Origin of the sequence: Iodobacter fluviatilis, assembly GCF_900451195.1 — a bacterium.
In the GTDB taxonomy this organism is placed as follows: Bacteria; Pseudomonadota; Gammaproteobacteria; order Burkholderiales; family Chitinibacteraceae; genus Iodobacter; species Iodobacter fluviatilis.
This window is the reverse complement of the sequence record NZ_UGHR01000001.1, coordinates 1,742,045-1,760,027: the sequence shown is the minus strand read 5'-3', so window position 1 is coordinate 1,760,027 and position 17,983 is coordinate 1,742,045. Positions and strand designations below refer to the sequence as shown.

23 protein-coding genes are annotated in these 17,983 nt (G+C 48.3%); 20 read left to right on the top strand and 3 right to left on the bottom strand.

Translation table 11 applies throughout. The annotated features are described in order from the left end of the window. The first annotated feature begins 18 nt into the window (after nucleotides 1-18). The 8 genes from DYD62_RS08015 to DYD62_RS07980 all read left to right on the top strand — a co-directional run bounded on the left by DYD62_RS08015 (nucleotide 19) and on the right by DYD62_RS07980 (nucleotide 6,977). Nucleotides 19-375, top strand: a complete 357-nt coding sequence (locus tag DYD62_RS08015; protein WP_099399115.1) for a dihydroneopterin aldolase — start codon at nucleotides 19-21, stop codon at nucleotides 373-375. A 276-nt stretch (nucleotides 376-651) separates the two neighbouring features. After that, on the top strand, nucleotides 652-1,533 hold the full coding sequence (locus tag DYD62_RS08010) for a Tim44 domain-containing protein (RefSeq protein WP_115226843.1): 882 nt from the start codon (nucleotides 652-654) through the stop codon (nucleotides 1,531-1,533). Between the two features lie 132 nt (nucleotides 1,534-1,665). Then, nucleotides 1,666-2,001 carry a hypothetical protein gene (locus DYD62_RS08005; protein ID WP_115226842.1) on the top strand — a complete coding sequence of 112 codons (336 nt, stop codon included), beginning with the start codon at nucleotides 1,666-1,668 and terminating at the stop codon, nucleotides 1,999-2,001. Further along, nucleotides 2,001-2,672, top strand: coding sequence for a Crp/Fnr family transcriptional regulator (locus DYD62_RS08000; protein WP_115226841.1), 672 nt, complete (start codon nucleotides 2,001-2,003; stop codon nucleotides 2,670-2,672). The genes DYD62_RS08005 and DYD62_RS08000 overlap by 1 nt, the downstream gene beginning before the upstream one ends. A 49-nt stretch (nucleotides 2,673-2,721) precedes the next feature. Further along, nucleotides 2,722-3,390: a Crp/Fnr family transcriptional regulator gene (locus tag DYD62_RS07995; protein ID WP_099399119.1), complete on the top strand. Its 669-nt coding sequence runs from the start codon at nucleotides 2,722-2,724 to the stop codon at nucleotides 3,388-3,390. 176 nt (nucleotides 3,391-3,566) lie between these two features. Continuing rightward, nucleotides 3,567-4,205: a TetR/AcrR family transcriptional regulator gene (locus DYD62_RS07990; RefSeq protein ID WP_115226840.1), complete on the top strand. Its 639-nt coding sequence runs from the start codon at nucleotides 3,567-3,569 to the stop codon at nucleotides 4,203-4,205. Further along, nucleotides 4,202-5,287, top strand: coding sequence for an HlyD family secretion protein (locus tag DYD62_RS07985; protein ID WP_115226839.1), 1,086 nt, complete (start codon nucleotides 4,202-4,204; stop codon nucleotides 5,285-5,287). The genes DYD62_RS07990 and DYD62_RS07985 overlap by 4 nt, the downstream gene beginning before the upstream one ends. A 103-nt stretch (nucleotides 5,288-5,390) precedes the next feature. Further along, nucleotides 5,391-6,977: a DHA2 family efflux MFS transporter permease subunit gene (locus DYD62_RS07980; RefSeq protein WP_115226838.1), complete on the top strand. Its 1,587-nt coding sequence runs from the start codon at nucleotides 5,391-5,393 to the stop codon at nucleotides 6,975-6,977. Nucleotides 6,978-7,027: 50 nt separating this feature from the next. Here the strand turns inward: DYD62_RS07980 and luxS are convergent, their stop codons facing one another. Then, a complete protein-coding gene (gene luxS, locus DYD62_RS07975; protein WP_115226837.1) occupies nucleotides 7,028-7,537 on the bottom strand; it encodes an S-ribosylhomocysteine lyase in 510 nt (169 codons plus the stop codon). Nucleotides 7,538-7,700: 163 nt separating this feature from the next. Here luxS and DYD62_RS07970 point away from each other — a divergent pair, with 163 nt between their 5' ends. Then, nucleotides 7,701-8,675 carry an L-threonylcarbamoyladenylate synthase gene (locus DYD62_RS07970; protein WP_115226836.1) on the top strand — a complete coding sequence of 325 codons (975 nt, stop codon included), beginning with the start codon at nucleotides 7,701-7,703 and terminating at the stop codon, nucleotides 8,673-8,675. Nucleotides 8,676-8,707: 32 nt separating this feature from the next. Here DYD62_RS07970 and DYD62_RS07965 read toward each other — a convergent pair whose 3' ends face one another. Next, nucleotides 8,708-8,941: a hypothetical protein gene (locus DYD62_RS07965; protein WP_115226835.1), complete on the bottom strand. Its 234-nt coding sequence runs from the start codon at nucleotides 8,939-8,941 to the stop codon at nucleotides 8,708-8,710. 122 nt (nucleotides 8,942-9,063) lie between these two features. Between DYD62_RS07965 and DYD62_RS07960 the strand changes: the two genes are divergently transcribed. The 11 genes from DYD62_RS07960 to DYD62_RS07910 all read left to right on the top strand — a co-directional run bounded on the left by DYD62_RS07960 (nucleotide 9,064) and on the right by DYD62_RS07910 (nucleotide 17,252). After that, nucleotides 9,064-9,471, top strand: coding sequence for a type IV pilin protein (locus tag DYD62_RS07960; protein WP_115226834.1), 408 nt, complete (start codon nucleotides 9,064-9,066; stop codon nucleotides 9,469-9,471). A gap of 58 nt (nucleotides 9,472-9,529) precedes the next feature. Beyond that, complete coding sequence (locus DYD62_RS07955) at nucleotides 9,530-9,967, top strand: hypothetical protein (protein WP_132038612.1); 438 nt, start codon at nucleotides 9,530-9,532, stop codon at nucleotides 9,965-9,967. Nucleotides 9,968-10,035: 68 nt separating this feature from the next. Then, on the top strand, nucleotides 10,036-10,467 hold the full coding sequence (locus tag DYD62_RS07950) for a type IV pilin protein (RefSeq protein ID WP_115226832.1): 432 nt from the start codon (nucleotides 10,036-10,038) through the stop codon (nucleotides 10,465-10,467). Further along, nucleotides 10,448-10,897, top strand: a complete 450-nt coding sequence (locus tag DYD62_RS07945) for a pilus assembly FimT family protein (protein WP_165928602.1) — start codon at nucleotides 10,448-10,450, stop codon at nucleotides 10,895-10,897. Before DYD62_RS07950 ends, DYD62_RS07945 begins: the two co-directional genes overlap by 20 nt. Next, the gene (locus tag DYD62_RS07940) at nucleotides 10,881-11,291 is read left to right on the top strand and encodes a type IV pilus modification PilV family protein (protein WP_115226830.1); all 411 of its coding nucleotides are present in this window, start codon (nucleotides 10,881-10,883) and stop codon (nucleotides 11,289-11,291) included. The genes DYD62_RS07945 and DYD62_RS07940 overlap by 17 nt, the downstream gene beginning before the upstream one ends. Beyond that, entirely contained in the window at nucleotides 11,269-11,913 is a 645-nt protein-coding gene (locus DYD62_RS07935) for a hypothetical protein (protein ID WP_115226829.1), read from the top strand. The genes DYD62_RS07940 and DYD62_RS07935 overlap by 23 nt, the downstream gene beginning before the upstream one ends. Continuing rightward, nucleotides 11,910-13,850, top strand: a complete 1,941-nt coding sequence (locus tag DYD62_RS07930) for a hypothetical protein (protein ID WP_115226828.1) — start codon at nucleotides 11,910-11,912, stop codon at nucleotides 13,848-13,850. Before DYD62_RS07935 ends, DYD62_RS07930 begins: the two co-directional genes overlap by 4 nt. Nucleotides 13,851-14,067: 217 nt before the next feature. Then, nucleotides 14,068-14,592 (top strand): pilus assembly FimT family protein, encoded by a 525-nt coding sequence (locus tag DYD62_RS07925; protein WP_165928601.1) that lies wholly within the window; start codon nucleotides 14,068-14,070, stop codon nucleotides 14,590-14,592. Next, entirely contained in the window at nucleotides 14,583-15,203 is a 621-nt protein-coding gene (locus DYD62_RS07920) for a PilW family protein (protein ID WP_115226826.1), read from the top strand. Before DYD62_RS07925 ends, DYD62_RS07920 begins: the two co-directional genes overlap by 10 nt. A 13-nt stretch (nucleotides 15,204-15,216) precedes the next feature. Further along, entirely contained in the window at nucleotides 15,217-16,554 is a 1,338-nt protein-coding gene (locus tag DYD62_RS07915; protein ID WP_115226825.1) for a pilus assembly PilX family protein, read from the top strand. Further along, nucleotides 16,548-17,252 carry a type IV pilus modification PilV family protein gene (locus tag DYD62_RS07910; RefSeq protein WP_115226824.1) on the top strand — a complete coding sequence of 235 codons (705 nt, stop codon included), beginning with the start codon at nucleotides 16,548-16,550 and terminating at the stop codon, nucleotides 17,250-17,252. The genes DYD62_RS07915 and DYD62_RS07910 overlap by 7 nt, the downstream gene beginning before the upstream one ends. 406 nt (nucleotides 17,253-17,658) lie before the next feature. Here DYD62_RS07910 and DYD62_RS07905 read toward each other — a convergent pair whose 3' ends face one another. Further along, complete coding sequence (locus DYD62_RS07905) at nucleotides 17,659-17,907, bottom strand: (2Fe-2S) ferredoxin domain-containing protein (protein WP_115226823.1); 249 nt, start codon at nucleotides 17,905-17,907, stop codon at nucleotides 17,659-17,661. Nucleotides 17,908-17,983 lie beyond the last annotated feature (76 nt).

Sequence of the window (17,983 nt, the reverse complement as noted above, 5' to 3'; positions counted from 1 at the left end):
CCATTAAGTCACCCCATCATGGACATTATCTATTTACACGAAGTGCGTGCGCGCACCCTTATTGGCTGGTATGACTGGGAGCGCGTTGCGCCGCAAGTTGTAGAGCTTGATCTGGAAATTGGCATCCCTTCTGCACGTGCCTGTGCCAGCGATGACTTAGTCGATACCATTGATTACGATGCGGTAGTCAGACACATTCGCAAAGTGCTTGAAGAACGCCATTTCCTACTACTTGAAGCCCTCGCAGAGCATATTGCACAGCTCATCATGCAAGATTTTGGCGCACCATGGGCCAAGGTTTCTGTCACCAAACTGGGCATCTTGCATGAGGTTGGCCGGGTAGGCGTCACGATCGAGCGGGGCCATCGCGCCTGAAATGATTTGAAAACATCCGCCTGCATGGGCGATGTTTCCCATCACACCCAACGGAATTTCGCATAAAGCGATCAAGGCAAGATCAAGGCAAATACAGCATTCAGCGTCACTGAGCCTATAACATCTGCAAAAATCGCCCGCGCAGCACAACCTCCGCCCAATCCCCTGCTGTATTCAAAGTTCAAGTCATTTTGCATTTATTTGCAGAATGACTTGAACTTTCCTGCATTCAACCTCACTAAGCATGTATTGAATGATTCAACGCAAGGACTTGGCATGAGCCAATTTAGTCGTACTCTGATGGTTACCCTACTCACTGCATCGTTATTTGCCAGCGGCATGGCCGAAGCAAAGCGTGTGGGTGGCGGCCGCTCCAGCGGCATGCAACGCAGCCAGACGACGCGCCCGGCAGCACCACCTCCTCAGCGCAATGTTGCTCCTGCACAGCAACCCGGACAAGCCTCACCCCAGCCACAACGCAGTGGCATGGGCTCGATCATTGGCGGTGTCGCTGCGGGTGCATTGGGCGGCTATTTATTAGGCAACCTGCTTAATTCAAACAATGCTTCCGGCACTTCGCAATCTGCTGGTGGCGGCTTCCCATGGGGCTTATTACTACTATTGGGCGCAGGCGGCTACTTTGCCATGCGGATGATGCGCCGTCGTAAAGAAGCTGCATTAGCAGCCAGCCCTGCATTTGCAGGCATGCCAAACCAAGACAGCGCACAAACAGACCGCGTTTTTCGCATGGGTGATCAGGCAGCAGCCGTTACTTCGGCCTCGGGCATTACCCGCCTGCCAGATGGCACAGAAACAGCGGCATTCTTGCGTCAGGCACGAGGCAGTTTTATGCATATGCAAACCCTGCACTCGGCTGAGCAAGTCAATGAAATGCGCAAATACTTAACGCCTGAGCTGTTTAACGAGCTAAGCCAGGAAATCTCAGGTAATGACGAGCCTGCAGAGTTTCCCGAGCTCAATGCAGAGCTTGTCGATTGCGCAACCGAAGAAGGCAGAATGGTTTCCAGCGTGCGCTTTTACGGCAAAGTGAGTGAATCACTTCACTCTGCACCTGCGCCATTCCAAGAAATATGGCATTTTGTACGCCCTATTAACGGCGACCCGCGCTGGATGGTCGCTGGGATTCAGCAGCTATAAGGCTGTATTGACCCGTAAACAACAAAGACCGACTCTCGTCGGTCTTTGTTTTGGTAAAAATAATATGCCTGAACAGCAGCCTGATTTTTCGCTTACACTAATAACAATACTATTGACATACTGGCTATAAAAATGCGTCGTCTTATTATTATGCTGCTTGGATTAATTACCCTCACAGGCTGCGATAAGGTCATGGAAGTCGTAAACAAGCAACAAGCCAATGGCAAAGCAATTGGTGCGGCCTGCAGACATAGTGGCCGTGCACTTGAAGATTGTTACCGCCGTAATATCCGAATTCCCAAAGCCGACATTTTTGCTGGCTGGAAAGAAATGAATGAATACATGCAGCAAAAAAAGATTGACGTAATTGCGCCACCTGAAGACGAACCAGCGCCAGCTGAAAAAAAAGTGGAAAAAACTGATGCATCCGAAGAAAAGCCTGCTGACGCCGAAAAAACAGGGCACTAATGACTAAAAATGAAACACTTCGCCAATTACTCTCTACCGTCCCGCTTTTTACAGACTTGGACGATGAGATTCTGGCCGCCATTGAAAAGATCTCGAACCGGCGCACCCTCAGCAAAGGCTCGCTGCTCTTTGCAGAAGGTGATATTGCCGAATCAATGTATATCCTGATCGAAGGGCGATTGCGCTGTTTTTCCAGCGCCGATACCGGTAAAGAATTTGTCTTTTATGTAGCCACCGCTGGAACCAGCTTTGGCGAAATGGCATTAATTGATGAAGAACCCCGCTCGCTCTCTATAGACGCGGCCGAAGACTGCCAATTACTCAGCATCAGCAAAACGTCTTTTCTTGAACTCCTTGAAAAAACACCATTACTTAACAATAACTTGCTGCGGAATATGATTCGTTACAATCGTTACCTAGCAAATATGGTGAAATCTTTAGCACTCAAGGACGTATATGGCCGTATGCGCCTACTACTTGAGGATTTAGCCATAGACGTGAACGGGCGGCGCTATATTGAAGATGCGCTTTCCCAGCAAGCAATCGCAGACCGAGTAGGCTCATCCAGAGAAATGATCGCAAAATTAATGCGTGAGCTGGTATTTGGCAACTATATTCGCATTGAAAATCGACGAATTGAATTATTACAAAAATTACCCGAACATTTTTAACACCCAATATTGCCAGAAATAGGCACTGAGCCACGGAGATATAACCCTCATGGACCATCATTTACTTAAAAACTTTTTATCGCAATCTGCCATTTTTCAAGATTTTGCTGATGAAGATTTAGACATTGTTTTAAATGCAGCGGTAAAACGTCACCTTCCTAAAGGTACCTTCCTGTTCCGCGAAGGCGACCCTGGCGAATCCATGTATATCCTACTGGAAGGCCGTACACGCTCATTTACCAGCGACAATCAGGGCAAAGAATTTGTCTTTATGATTGGCGAGCCGGGCGATGTATTTGGCGAAGTATCTTTGATTGATGATGAGCCCCGCTCATGGTCTACCCAAACTGAAGACGATTCATCCTTCCTGATGTTCTCCAAACAAGACTTCCGCGAAGCACTGAATGCCCTGCCTAACGCTAAAGACCAGCTGATTATGAATCTGGCCCGCATGGTTCGCCGCCTCTCGCTCACCATGAAAAATCTGGCCTTGCTGGATGTCTATGGCCGCGTTCGCGCCTTATTTGAAGGCATGCTAACCGAAGCGGACGGACAGGAAATGATTTCCGAGCCACTCACCCAGCAAGCCATCGCTGATCGCGTGGGATCTTCCCGTGAAATGATTGCCCGTATTCTGAAAGAACTCGTTTTTGGTGGCTATATCCGCCTTGAAAACAAACGCATCATCCTGCTGCAAAAGCTGCCAGAACGTTTCTGATCTGCGCCTTGCAACAAGCCTGAGCCAAGTATCTGGCAGACTATCGTCTGCCAGATTTTTTTTGCCTGCACACTGAACCCTCCCCATTTTTAGGCCATCAACCCTGGCTGATTCTTGACATCGCCCAAAGCTATCTATTTAATGACTGACCGGTTAGTTATTAGGCAGAAAACAGAGTGACTGACATCACGCGCACGCGCCAAAGACGCAAAGAAGCCCGCCCTGGCGAGATTATCGAGGCCGCACTTATTTTGTTTCACCAAAAAGGCTATTCAGCAACCAAGCTGGATGATGTCGCGCGTGCTGCAGGTGTAACTAAAGGTACGGTTTACCTCTATTTTTCTAATAAAGAAGCCCTCTTTAAAGCCGCAATCAGCGAAACCATCCATCCTAATCTCGATAGGATTGAAGAGCTGGCCGTCAACAGCACCGAATCAGCCACACAGCGTCTGCGCACCGCAATTGCCAGCTGGGCCACCGCGCTCAATGACTGCAAGGGCAGTATTTCCAAGCTCATGATTTCTGAAGCAGGCAACTTCCCTGATTTAACCGATTTTTATATTGAAACTGTGGTCAAGCGATCACGACTTCTGCTTATCAAACTCATCCAGGCCGGAATAGACAGCGGTGAGTTTCGCCAGACTAACCCCGACATGCTGGCCAGAGTATTATTTTCACCTATTTTGCTGACCAGCATCTGGCGACACACCTATGCCAGACAAGATCCAATTACTTACGACTTAAACCAACTCGCCCAATTTCACCTCGACATCGTTTTGCATGGCATTGCCATCGCCCCGGAGCACACGCTATGAGCACTAAACCTGCCTCACCTGCACGCAGCATTCTTGCGATTATTTTCCTGCTTATTTTGTGTTTTTTAGGCTACCGCTGGTGGTGGGGAAACCACCATATCAGCAGCGATAATGCTCAGTTAGAAGGGCATATTGTGCCCATAGCAGCCCGGGTAAGTGGCTATGTAAAAGCGGTTCCTGTCAGCGACAATCAGCTAATGCCGCAAAAATCCTTACTCATCGAGCTTGATCCGCGTGACTATCAAGTCAAAGTTGCACAAGCAGAAGCCGACTACCGCCAGGCCCTATCTGCAGCCGGCCACGATAAACAACCTGGAGAAGCGCTTGCACGTATTGGCGCTGCAACGGCCAATGCAGCAGCCGCTACTGCGCAATCCCACACGGCCGAAGCACAGATTACCGAAGCCCGTGCCAATGCATTGAAAGCACGCAAAGATTTATCCCGCAGCAAAGAGCTGGCCGCTCAAAAAATGCTGAGCCAATCCGCATTAGATAGTGCAGAAGCCTTACTTAAAGCAGCCGATGCCCGCGTCAGTGCGCTTGAATCTGCCCTACGCACTTCAAAAGAAAGCGCAAACGCCGCCGACCAGCAAGTTGCTGTTTCTTCTGCTGGCCTTAAGTCTGCTCAGGCTAAAGCCATGGCCGCAGAAGCTACCTTACAATTTGCACGCAATCAGCTGATTGACACACAAGTCTATGCCCCTGCCTCCGGGGTAATCAGCAAAAAAGCGGTCGAGCCGGGCCAGATGATTCAAGCAGGCCAGACACTCATGTATTTAGTACCTACGGATAAAATTTGGGTCATTGCCAATTTAAAAGAAACTGAACTCAAGCAAATTAAGCTGGGCCAGGAAGCTGAAATTGAAGTCGATGCTTTTCCGGATTTAAAACTAAAAGGAAAGGTTGATTCATTCAGCCCTGCTACCGGTGCGCGCTTTACGCTATTACCCGCAGATAACTCAACTGGCAATTTCACAAAAGTGGTACAACGTGTTCCTGTGAAAATTGTTTTAGATGAATTACCTAAAAAAAATCCATTGCGCCCTGGTCTGTCGGTGAATGTAACAATTCATACGCCGTAATGAATTAATTGCAAAATACAGCAATGGGCTTTAATCCCAAACTATCCGCATGCACAGAATCACAGTTTGGGCGAAAAGCCTTATCAGACCATAAAGAGGCGATATGAAAGCCATTTTGCCGGGTTTATCCCGATCAGATACGCCGGAGCGTATTTACGCGCATCGCTATATTATTGCGATGTCTGTAACGCTGGCCTGCGTATTGGAATTATTAGATACTAGTATTGTGAATGTTGCTGTGCCGCATATGATGGGTAGCCTTGGCGCAACACTGGATGAAATCACTTGGGTATCCATTGGCTATGTAGTGGCCAATGTAATTGTTCTGCCTATTTCTGGCTTTCTGGCGCAATTATTTGGCCGCAGAAATTACTTTATTTTATCAATTGCCCTGTTTATTTTTTCTTCATTTGCCTGCGGTAATGCCACCAGCTTAGGAGGCCTTGTTTTCTGGCGGATTGTGCAGGGTTTAGGCGGGGGCGGTTTAATTGCCACTGCCCAATCTACTTTATTTGATACCTTTCCCAGCAAGGAAATGGGCACGGCCATGGCTATTTTTGGCATGGGGATTATGACAGGCCCGATGCTGGGACCTACTTTAGGCGGCTGGCTGACCGATCAATATTCATGGCCGTGGATTTTTTATATTAATCTGCCACTCGGCGGTATTGCGCTGTTTCTGACGCTGCTCTATATGCCGGAAGCCAAACACCAACAAGCCATTAACAAAATCGACTATATCGGTTTGATTTTAATGGCCACTGGCATTGCCACTTTACAATTACTACTGGAAAGAGGCGAGCGCTTAGAATGGTTTACCTCTCCCGAAATTATCAGCTATGCGCTGATTAGTTTTTTTTCACTCAGCTTATTTATTATCCGCCAGCTGGAAATCAAACACCCCATTGTTGATTTATCCATCTGTAAAGACCCGCAATTTTCTGCGGGCTTAGTCATGACATTTTTGCTGGGTGCATCGCTCTTTTCAACCGTATTTATTTTTCCTGTTTATGTGCAAAGCTTAATGGGCTATACCGCATGGCAAACGGGATTAATGATTTTACCTTCAGCGATGGCATCGGGTTTAGCCATGCCTATTTCTGCAAAATTAGTTGCGCGGGGTGTTTCTGCCAGAGCGCTGATTGCCCTTGGCGCCATGCTGTTTATGTATGGAATGTGGCAGCATTATCATTTCACGACCGATTCCGGCATGAATGACTTTCTTTGGCCCATGATCATTCGCGGCTTAGGGCTGGGGATGATTTTTATGCCACTGAATGCGCTAACCATGGCCAATATTTTGCCGCAGCAAATTCCTAATGCAGCGGGCTTATATAACTTAACCCGCCAATTAGGCGGCAGTGTCGGCATTGCGCTCTCTGCCACGCTCCTCGCCCAATTAGGCGATGCAAAACGGGCTGCGCTGAACGAGCATGTGATTAGCAATAGTGCTCAGACTATAGAGCGTATTGCCGGATTAAAAAGCCGCTTATTGTTTATGGGCACACCAGAAACACTCGCCCCAATCAAAGCTCAGGCACTCCTCGCCCAGCAAATTGCCAAACAAGCGCAAATGCTGTCTTTTGCACATTTATTTATGCTTTTTGGCATTGCCATGCTATGTGTTACGCCGCTTTTATTTGTCATGAAAAAACAAACCATGAGTGCAGGCAGCGATTTATCGCATTAATGAACAAAAAAAAGGCTGATATAAAATCAGCCTTTTTTACATCTACCCAATTAAAGGGACTGCAGCTTTTCCGCTGAGAGTGCTAATTCATCATTGCGATTGACGCCAATACCTCGGGCAATCACATTTTTTGCAATACCTTGTGCTTCTTCCAATGAATGCATCACAAAAGTACCGCACTGGTATTCGTTCAACTCCGGAATCTCACTTTGCTCTTTTACCTTTAAAACATCCTCCATCGCCAACTTCCATGCACTTGCCACACGCGCTTCGCTAGGGGCACCGCATAAGCTCATATAAAAACCAGTACGACAGCCCATAGGCGAAATATCAATAATCTCTACGCCATCGCCATTCAGATGGTCACGCATAAAGCCCGCAAATAAATGCTCTAGGGTATGAATGCCGCGCTCAGAAAGAATTTCCTGATTAGGCACGCTAAAACGCAAATCAAACACAGTGATCGTGTCTTTACTTGGGGTCAGCATGGTTTTGGCAACGCGCACCGCAGGGGCCTGCATACGGGTGTGATCAACGGTAAAACTATCTAATAAAGGCATATTTCCTCTCTGAGATTACGGCCAGTGGCCAGTGCTGCAGCATGGTATCACGCGTGAATATCCACCTTAAACATCTTGCAGGCCTAAAGAAAGCACTAAAACAACGGCCTTCGCGCTGGCTGTACATCAAGGTATAATTCGCTCTTTTGTATGAAAGCTTCTGATGACTAGCGATCTGGATCAAGCCCTTGCCCTTCTTAAAGCCGGAGAGCTGGTCGGCATTCCCACTGAAACAGTTTATGGCTTAGCCGCAGATGCAGCTCAGCCACTGGCCGTGGCCAAAATTTTTGCCGCTAAAGGCCGCCCGAACGATCACCCTGTCATTGTGCATATTGCAGGAAAAGCACAGCTCAGTGATTGGGCCACAGAGATCCCTGATGATGCATGGAAACTGGCCGATGCTTTTTGGCCCGGCCCGCTGACGCTAATCCTAAAAAAACAACCGCATGTTTCCTATGCCGTCACCGGCGGGCAAGACAGTGTAGGTTTACGCGCGCCTGATCACCCAATTACCCACGAGCTATTGCAGCGCTTTGGCGGCGGCATTGCCGCCCCATCGGCCAATCAGTTCGGCCATGTCAGCCCCACTACCGCACAACATGTAAGGGATGAATTCAGTCCTGAAAGTGTGTCGCTGATTCTGGATGGCGGCGCTTGTGACGTGGGCGTTGAATCAACCATTATCAGCCTGATCGGCCCGCGCCCGGTTTTACTTCGCCCCGGTGGTGTAGCCCGTGAGGCAATTGAAGCCGTGCTGGGCCACAGCGTTGAACACTTACAAAACGCCAGCAGCGCCAAGATTCGTGCCTCAGGCTTATTGGATTCTCACTATGCACCGCGCACCACGCTATTAACCGGCAATCAGACACAAATGGCGGCTGCAGCCCAGGCAAGAGCGGGGCAAAAGCTGGCGGTATTGCACACACAAGCGCCCTTGCCACAGGATGACACCACGCTGCACATCCTGATGCCGGATAACGCGGATGAATACGCACAAATGATTTACGCCACTTTGCGCGATTTAGATACTCAGGGGCTGGATGCTATTTTACTGGTGCTTCCGCCTAATGAGCCCGCTTGGCTGGCAGTACACGACCGACTGGGCCGGGCCGCGCATCAAAAAATGACCCCGGACTAAACACAACTTTCCTACCCTAGTCAGGCGGCATCTCAAAATCCCCGGCACACTTTGCTGGGGATTTTTTTATCCCCAGACATTTTAAGCAATACCACTTTAAAAATATTCCCCTCTATTTTCATCAAAACAACACAAAATATATTTACTATTTCCGTCTTTAAAACACAAAAGAAACATTTCTGAGATAACGGCAAAAACACAAAATTATCTTTTAAAAACAATAATATATACACTAAACCCCACCAATTCACATTAATAATTTTCACGACACTTACCCCAACCCATCGACAAAACAACAAAATACTTATATAGCACAAAGAGATTGCCGCCTTTCGTCAATACCACTAATATCTCCTTACATAAATAAAACACCCTAAGTGAATTCCTTATGAACAGAGGCTTTACACTTATTGAAATGATGATCGTCGTAGCCATCATCGGCATTCTTGCGGCCATCGCCCTTCCAAGCTACCAGGACAGCGTGCGAAAAAGCCGCCGCAGCGATGCCGTGGTGATGATTGCAAAAATCCAGCAGGCCGAAGAAAAGTGGCGGGCAAACAATACCGCTTACACCAGCGATTTTGGTGCATCTGGGCTCAAGCTAAGCAGCAGCGATACCATCACAAGCGATAGTGGGTTTTATGAAGTAAAGGTCAGCCAGCCCTCAGGCTCTGGCTATGTCATTACCGCCAAAGCGGGCAAAACACAAAGTAAAGATACAGGCTGCACTGAATTGGTGATGACCATCAGTCATGGCAATGCAAGCGGCTCCCCGGCCCAGTGCTGGCAAAAATAAAACTCAAAATGTGTCACCTCACGACGAGCAAAACACTCCACCTGCTGAAGGTTTTATCATGCTCCGCACCCTTTTTGCTTTAAGCATTTTCTTTTTATCCGGCACCCTGCTGGCCTCCGCGGTGTATGTACAAAGAGAAGCCAATGGCAGCGTAAGCTTTGGCGATGCTGCGTCAATGTCACCTAAGGCTAAAGTTCATATTGTAAAACCTGCTACCGCTGCGGCCACACAAGCCTCCAGCCCTGCAACGCCAGCCCCTAATGAAGCACTGACCATATTGAACAATATGGAGCAGCGCAATTTAAAAAACATTGCAGAATCCAGGGAAAAATTAAGCAAGCTATATAAAAGAGCCGCTGAAGAAAAAAACCCTAATTTGCGTGAAAATCTGCTGAGCCAGATTCAAGCAGAAACACAGGCAACTGAAATTTATAACGCAAATTTAAATCAAATCAAAAAAAATAAAGACGCACTGAATAAAGAGCGCACTTTATAGTTTTAGCCTTAATCAAAACATAAAAAATATAAGAATATTTCAATTAACTCGGTATCTTTTGGGCTGTTATGAAAAAGAATGGTTTTACTCTGATAGAAATGATGATTGTTGTGGCCATTATTGCCATTCTGGCCTCGATTGCCATTCCCAGTTATCAGCGTTATATCCGCCAAGCGGCAGCAAAATCTGCAGCAGGAGATTTAGTTTCTTTATCGCTATTTTTCGAACAAAAACTACAGCGCAGATTAAGTTACGAATTCACTGGCGCCGATGGCAATGTCATTGACGAGCTAACCACCAATACAACGGAAACGACTAAGGCATTAGTCACCGGCTGGCAGCCCTCTCAATCCGACTTTACTTACAAAACAATTATTGCGGATGATAGAAACAGCTACAGCCTGACTGCCATCAGCACAAAATTCACCTGCACACTCAAGCTGACTTCCGCTAACGACCGAAAAGCAACAGGAGCCGATTGTGGATTCACAAGCTGGTAAGCAAGCAGGCTTCAGCCTGATTGAGCTGATGGTGACCATAGTGATTTTTGTCATGCTGACGCTTACAGCCGTTTCTCTGGGCTCTTCCTGGCTGGTTTTGAGTGATTTGCAAAAATCAGAAAGCGTTTTAAAAATGGCACACTCCAAAGCTAAAGCACTGGCCATCAGAAACGCCAACGGCACAGCAGCTGGCTTGCAAATTACCGGGCAAAAAGTCTTTATCTGCGCTGGCAATGTGGCAGGTGGCGGCTGCACGGCCAGCACTGCAATCTGGTCAGCGGCTTTTGCAAAAAATGCCGCGGTCAGCATCAGCGACAGCGACAGCAGCGATATCACCACCATTCAGCTGGACAGAACGGGCCTTGCCGCCAGAGCACTGACTTACTCCATTACAGAAAAAGGCGATCGCGTTAATGGCAAGCTTGTATAAACAAAAAGGCGACGCCATGATCGAGGCACTGGTTTCCATTGTGCTGCTTGGCGTGATTATGATTGGGCTGACTTTTTTAGTGGCCAAAACGGCCGTGGCACAAAAAAACACATCGGTGCAAAACATGGCGCTGTTTGCCCTACGTTCAGCCGCACAAACAGAGGGCGTCAGTGCTTTATGTGCCGCGGCCAGCCCTTCGGTTACTGTCGCGAATAAAAATGTGGCGCTGACTGCCCAATGCCAGCGCAATGCATTTACTGCGACGGTTGCAGGGCAGACGATTAATATTCCTGCGGCGGCCAACTCACCGATTACAGCGTCTGCTCTGACCACCAAACAAGATGTAACAAACGCGAAACTGATTGGGGGCGATGGTGTTATTTCGCTCAATTAAATCGCAAAGCGGGGTTTCTTTAATTAGCTTGCTGGTAGGCATTACCATCTCGCTGATTACAGCCCTGGCCATGCTGACCCTGTTTCGCCATTCAATCAGAATTACGGCAGATACCACCCAAATCAGCAAACAAGACGCTGAAAGAACCAGCGCCATGACCATTGCGCCCATTTTGCTGCAAGACGCCGGCTTTGGCATTAACAACGCCAGAGTCAGTGACAATATCATCGCGCTTAAAGGCGCTACTTTCTCTGCAAGCAATAAGCTCAGCGGCACGGTTGCAGCCAATGACAAAACGGCCAATGCCCTAGTCTGGCTGCGTAATCTGGGGACAAATTTTGAATGCTCAGCCCTCTTTGCTGCGCCAGACAAAGGCCTGCTGCTGCTTGGCCCCATCAATTGTGCGGGGCTTACTACATGGTCTACTGCCAACTGGGCCACAGGCAAACCGCTTGCAAGCCTTGGCACTTTTAATTTTTTGCTGAGTAATACTGCGGGCACTTGCAGCCAATTTGGCTATGCAAGCCTTGGCAAAGCCACCATCACCCTCCAATCAAACAATGCAATCGGGCAGCCAGTCAGCTCGCAAAGCTGCTTATCCAATCTGGTGGTTTCCCCATGAAAAACCCACAAAAAGGCATGGCAACGGTTCTGATCCTTATTTTTGTCGGCCTAGCACTTGGCGCAACTGTTTTGGGCGCTAATTACTATGTAAAGGGGATGCAGGAGCAGCAAAACACCTCGCTGGCGGCTACTCAGGCCCAGATGCGGGCATGGCAAGGGCTGGATATCGCCCAGGCTGTTTTTAACAATATGACGGCCGCTCAGCTGCAAACACTGGCAACGGCTGCGGCCACCTCGCCGCAAAATATCACCCTCACCGGCGTGCCCAATATCACGCTGCAAGTTACCAGCGCAACAGCAGGCCCGCCAAGCCAATTTAATATTGTGGTCACCGGTCTGGCTGGCACCAGCACCAGCCTAGCTTCCAGCTCAAGGCTGGCAGCCAGCATTGTCGTCACACCGGGCACACCCCCCGTACGCCCATCCAGAGGCGTGGTGATGTTTAATAGTGATTTAAAGCTGGGCGGTGCCATCCAATTATTTGAGGGTGATGTGCATAATATGGAAATCCGTGTAAACGGCAATGTTGAAACCAGTGGTAATTCAATTACTGGCGTTGGCGTTATCCGCTCTACGGGCAATATCACCATTACTTCTGGCAGCAGCTTTGGCTTGCTGCACGCCAATGGAAATATCACGCTCACAGGCAGCACTAGCTCCAAAGCCCTGCTCTCCCGCGGCAATATCTTACTAGACAATAACGGCACCATTCCTCATGCAGCAGCCAATGGCAATATCACGGTTAAAAATTCAACGGAAGTGCTCGATCTTTTGGCGGGTGGCGCGCTGGATATCACAAATGGTGGCGCAAAATTTCAGAGCGGATACCAAACAGCTTATAGCTTTAACCCTGCTACCGATCATTTTGAAATCACTACCTTGCCCCAGTTTGACGTGGCCTCTGGCTATACAGGCGCAACGGGCAAACCCCAATTTGACAAAGTAAAACTAGGCATAAAAAAGCCGGGGGATTGGTTTGATACCAGCATGATTAGCGTTGTACCTGATTTAATCGTGAATGTGCCTATCGTGACGCTCACTCCCGACGATAGCTTTGATGCCTATGCTTATAAAGATTTAGCCAATTACGCTTTTTATATTGATGACGATGGCTTTATGAAAGTAAAGGTCAAACGAATCAGTGGCATCGCCGAAGGCGATTACTATATTGGATCTTTTGGAACTAGCCAGAAAGACTATCTATGTACGAATGTATCCGGTCCGGTATCGGCAGCTCAATGCACAGGCCGCGCACTTGATACACAAAAAACAATTTGTGAAGGGTTTTCAAGCTCAAACTCCTGCTTTTCTTATGACAGCAGCAAAAAACTCTGGACCATTAATGGTAAAGGAATTGCACCCGGCGTAGCGTGGTTTGAAGGTCATTTAGCGGTGCAAAATGGTACTTATTACAATACTTTTATCACCACATTAAATTTTAAAACCACAGCATCCGCCACTATTTATGCGCCTAACTATGCGGGGTATTCAGGAAAAGTAGGCTCGGCTATTTATTCACCGCTTGGCTATTGCAATCAAACTTACTATGGATTAATTCCATCGCAGTTTTGTGCTTCTGCCACAAACTGGAATAGCGATATCGATGGCGGGATTGGCAATTTCTCTACTATGGCGGGCAGCACACTGAAGGATGTTTACCAGGGTGGCGATATCAGCTTTGCCAATAGCTCTGATATTTATGGCAGCGTTTGGGCGGGCAATTTATATGGCAATACGGGCGATACAAAAATTCATGGCTATATTACAGCCTTGGCTTTAGGTAGCAAAACCAGCAACACCATTCAAAATAGTACAAAAATTATTCTGACTAATTTGCCCGATAGTTTTAAAGCAGACCAAACCGCCTCCCCCCCCGGCGGAGGTGGCAGTGGCAGCGCAGCCAGCACGGTTGTTCGCTGGGTCAGATATATATAATCCCCTGCACAGCCCCGTAAATCTGATTTACGGGGCTGATTGATGTTAATTCCTGCCCAACCTTTGATCTGGTCCGGCAGCGGCACGCCCTGTTTAAGCGTAAAATATGCCCCCTTCGTAACGCTGCCACGGCCCGCCATACACCACGCAATATAAGTCATTAACTGACATCGCCCCCATGCTATACCTCAACAACTGCAACACAAAAAATGGCCCAATGCGTAAACACCTCGCTTTTAGCTTAATCGAATTAATGGTCACCCTGATTGTGCTGGGCATTATCCTGAGCATCGCCATCCCCGGCTTTACCGGCATGTTGCAGCGCTATCGTTTGCAAAGCGCTGTTTTAGAAGCACAAAACGATTGGTTGTTTGCCCGCAGTACAGCGGTTAAATTTGGCGGTGCACACAGCCCCGCTGTTTTTTATGTGGCTAAACGCACGAGCAATCAAAACTGGTCTTTGCAAATTTGTACTGTTACCCCCTGCGGTGAAGGCAGCACCCTACTGCGCCAGCAAAAATCAGAAGAGCATAGAGGGGTTGAATTAAGCTCATTGAGTGATGCATTAAAAGAAAATAAATTCCATAATTACAATGGCCTGCCTGATTTTACGCAGCAGCAGTTTATTCAATTTCAATCCGGAAAATACCAGCTGCAATTACAAATTACCGCAACCGGCTTATCCACCCTATGCCGCCCCAAGGGCAGCATAGTTTTCGGAAAATATGCGGAATGCATTTAAAACTTCATACCCAGCAGGGTTTATCTTTAATTGAAATGATGCTGGCCACCGCCATGGGGCTATTGCTGCTTGCCGGTATTTCCAGCTTATCACTCAGCAATTTATTCACCAGCACAGACACTCAGCGCAGTATTATTTTGCAGCAGGATACCCAAGCCATGCTGTCTTTGATCAGCCGCGATCTGCGCCGTGCAGGCTATCATCCTGATGACAATCAGATCAGTGAAATGCGAAAAATATGGATTATTAATACAGCGGGGCAAAGCTGCGTTTTATTTCGCTACCATAATCCGGATTTCCCTGATAAAAACACCCATGGTTTTCAATTTACAGCATCAGATAAAGCAGGCAATTTTGTGAATATGCTGACCTCAAACAACGCCAGCAGCTGCAATGATGGCCAGTGGCAGCCCCTGAACAGCCCACGCAATATCCTCATTACTCAATTTAAAATCACACCTCAATATTCGCTTGAAAAAGCAGGCAATACAGTAAAAACGGTGATCAACAGCTTAGATATTGATTTAGAAGCCACAGATAATGCGGGAAAATTCAAAGCACATCTGAATCAGAATGTACAATTACGCAATCGCCCTTTTTTACAAGAATAAGGCGATTCCAACGATGAAAACCCCCATTTATCAGCAAGGCATTGCCGCATTGGCCGTGACCCTTATCCTGACTTTAATCGCCACTATTTTTGTTTTATCCGCTAACAAAAACAGCTATATCTTTCAAAAAGCATCGGTTAATCACTATCAGCAAACTCAAGCTTTTGAAGCTGCAGAAGCAGGCGCACAGGCAACGCTATTACAAATGCGCCGCGATATTGAGGCCATTAACGCCAATCCAAATTACGACGGCATCATTTTAAAGAAAATACAATCAGCCCCTCCTCCTGCGCCAGGTACAAATAACTGTGGCTGGGATACGGTCATCGTAAATAGTGATTCCTACGATTATTCTGAGCAATTCAAAAAAAATAATTATCTGTTTTCAAAAAAAACCGTCAGCCTTTTTCAAAAAATTGGCTCGCTGGAAATCAATGCTGACAACACGGCCTGGCGCAGCAGCGTGGATTTAAAAAATGGCATCGTCAGCAGCGAAGGCTGCGCCGATGAAAGCAGCGATCAGAGCCCTTTTTGCGCGGATGCACGTAGCGATCAAACCGCCGCCGTCGTAAGACGGGGCTTTGACATTCCGCGCAAAGCCGAATTTAATCCCAAGAAAATAGCCCTCACCATCAAGGGATACGTGGATATGAGCGGCAGCATGACGCTGGATCCGAACTCAGGTCAGCCCAAGCCGCTGTGCAATGTTTCCAGCGGCGGGGAATTTGGCTATTGGGGCGCGCCGCTCAGCCCGGACAGCACTCATAACACCCCCTTATCGGCCCTGAGCAATGCCCAGCTTTTTAGCGCTGTCTTTGGAATGAGCCCAGCAGAATTTAAACAACAAGCCACACAAATTAATCCAACCGACAGCAGCGGCATAGTCAGCAGCTGCCCGGCCGCCACGGGGCTAATTTGGATTAATGGTGATTTCATCCCGCCAAAAAACTGCGCCATTGGCAGCAGCTATCCCCGTTTTGCCCCCGCCATTGTGGTGGTTGGCGGCACGGGCAGCAATGCACTTACAGCAGGGGGAACAGGCGGCAATATGGTATCGGACAGCCTATTGATTAACGGCATGCTGTTTACAAATCATTTTAGCGGCAACATTCAGGTATTAGGAGCAATGGCCGTAAATGGCAATATTGAAGGTGCTTTAAATGGCATTTTCGACAATACGCCGGGCGACTGTGTATATGGCCTGTGCGCGCAAAAACCTGGCACCGGATCAACCGGATCGATTAACGTTGCATACGATGAGCGCATGTTTATTGGTGCGAATGCCGGCGGCAATCTGAGTGGCAATAAGCTGGGTAGCTGGCATGACTTCTGCAAGGAAGGAAAATGCTAAGCGCTAAGCAAAACGGCTTTTCCATGCTGGAGATTCTGATCACGCTGCTGATTATCGGCATTGCTGCCCTCGCATTAAACGCCCTGCAAACCAACGCCTTAAAAAACAACAGCATCGCGCAAAATCGCAATGAAGCCGTGTTCCTTGCAGAGGATAAGCTGGAAAAACTTCGTCAGAGCAATCTTTGCCCGCGCAGCAGCACCACCTCTGGCGGACTAAGCGTCAGCGGCGATCAGGGCACAGGTAATGCAGAGCTGGAAAACATACAGCGGCAAACCGCCAGCTACCGCCGCATCACTCTGATTAAAGACATCAGCCAGCCCGCACAGCTAGCCCCCGATTTTGGCTGCCCACCGATTGCAAAAAACCCACCATCCGCCGCCACGTTGCCCGATCCGCAAAAACTCTACCAGGTTGAGCGTAGCGTACAGCTTGTTATCGACTGGCAGGATAGCTACGGCGAAACGCAATACATCACCCTGAGCAGCCAGATCAACTGGTCGTCACAGGGCGATTTACCCAGCCCACCCGGTGACGCCTGCAATTACGCATGGGTAGCAAAAAAAGATCTGCTCTGGGGGGCATGGGCTAAGTTTGGCAACAGCCTCTACCAGTGCACACTGGAAAGCGGCTGCCCCGGCAGCGATATCACACCGGATATGGCGGCAGGGCAATGGAAAAGGATAGGGGGGTGTTAGTCACTGATGTTCCGCAGTGATCGTATTTTTAGTGCCTTCGGCACGTTAATTTTGGTGCGGCATCCCCGCGAAGTATTTGATTTCTGAACGGCCAGAAATCCTAGTACGCAAAGAAGGCCGCCCCGACCAGCACGAAGGCCCCTCGCTGCGGATAATCGCCTCGGCGAAAAAGGCTGCTCGGGAGCAAGCCCGCTACCCCTTTTCCGAAACCCCGAGCCGCTTATTCCTCGCTTCGGCGTGCTTCAAGGGGGATTTAAGCCCCTTGCCACTAGCAGCGATACGAATCTTGACTTCAAAGGTTTTAAAACACTCAAATCTTACAAAACAACTTAATTAATGCCTTGTTTTTTCGTGAAACGCCGTAGCCTCCGTGTTTCAATATTTGGGTTTTTCTCGCATAACAGCCCTACACCCCTGCCTCCTCCAAAATCAGCGGTAGCATGGCTAAATCCACCTCGTGATAAAGATCCCCTCCGACCACTTTTACATTCGGCCCCACCTCGCATGCGCCCATGCAAGGCAGGCGAATTATTCTTATATTGGCGTGCATTTTTGTTGCCATTTCAAGGGCCTGCACCAGCGCTTCGCTGCCTCTGGCAGCGCAGGATGGCTGGCCGCTTAGGCGTCGATTTACACAGATAGCAATTGTTTTCATTTTTCACCACATATCAACACATTTTGGGATTAATATACGCGCCTTTCCGGCTTTGCCGTCCTATGTACAAGCAGGT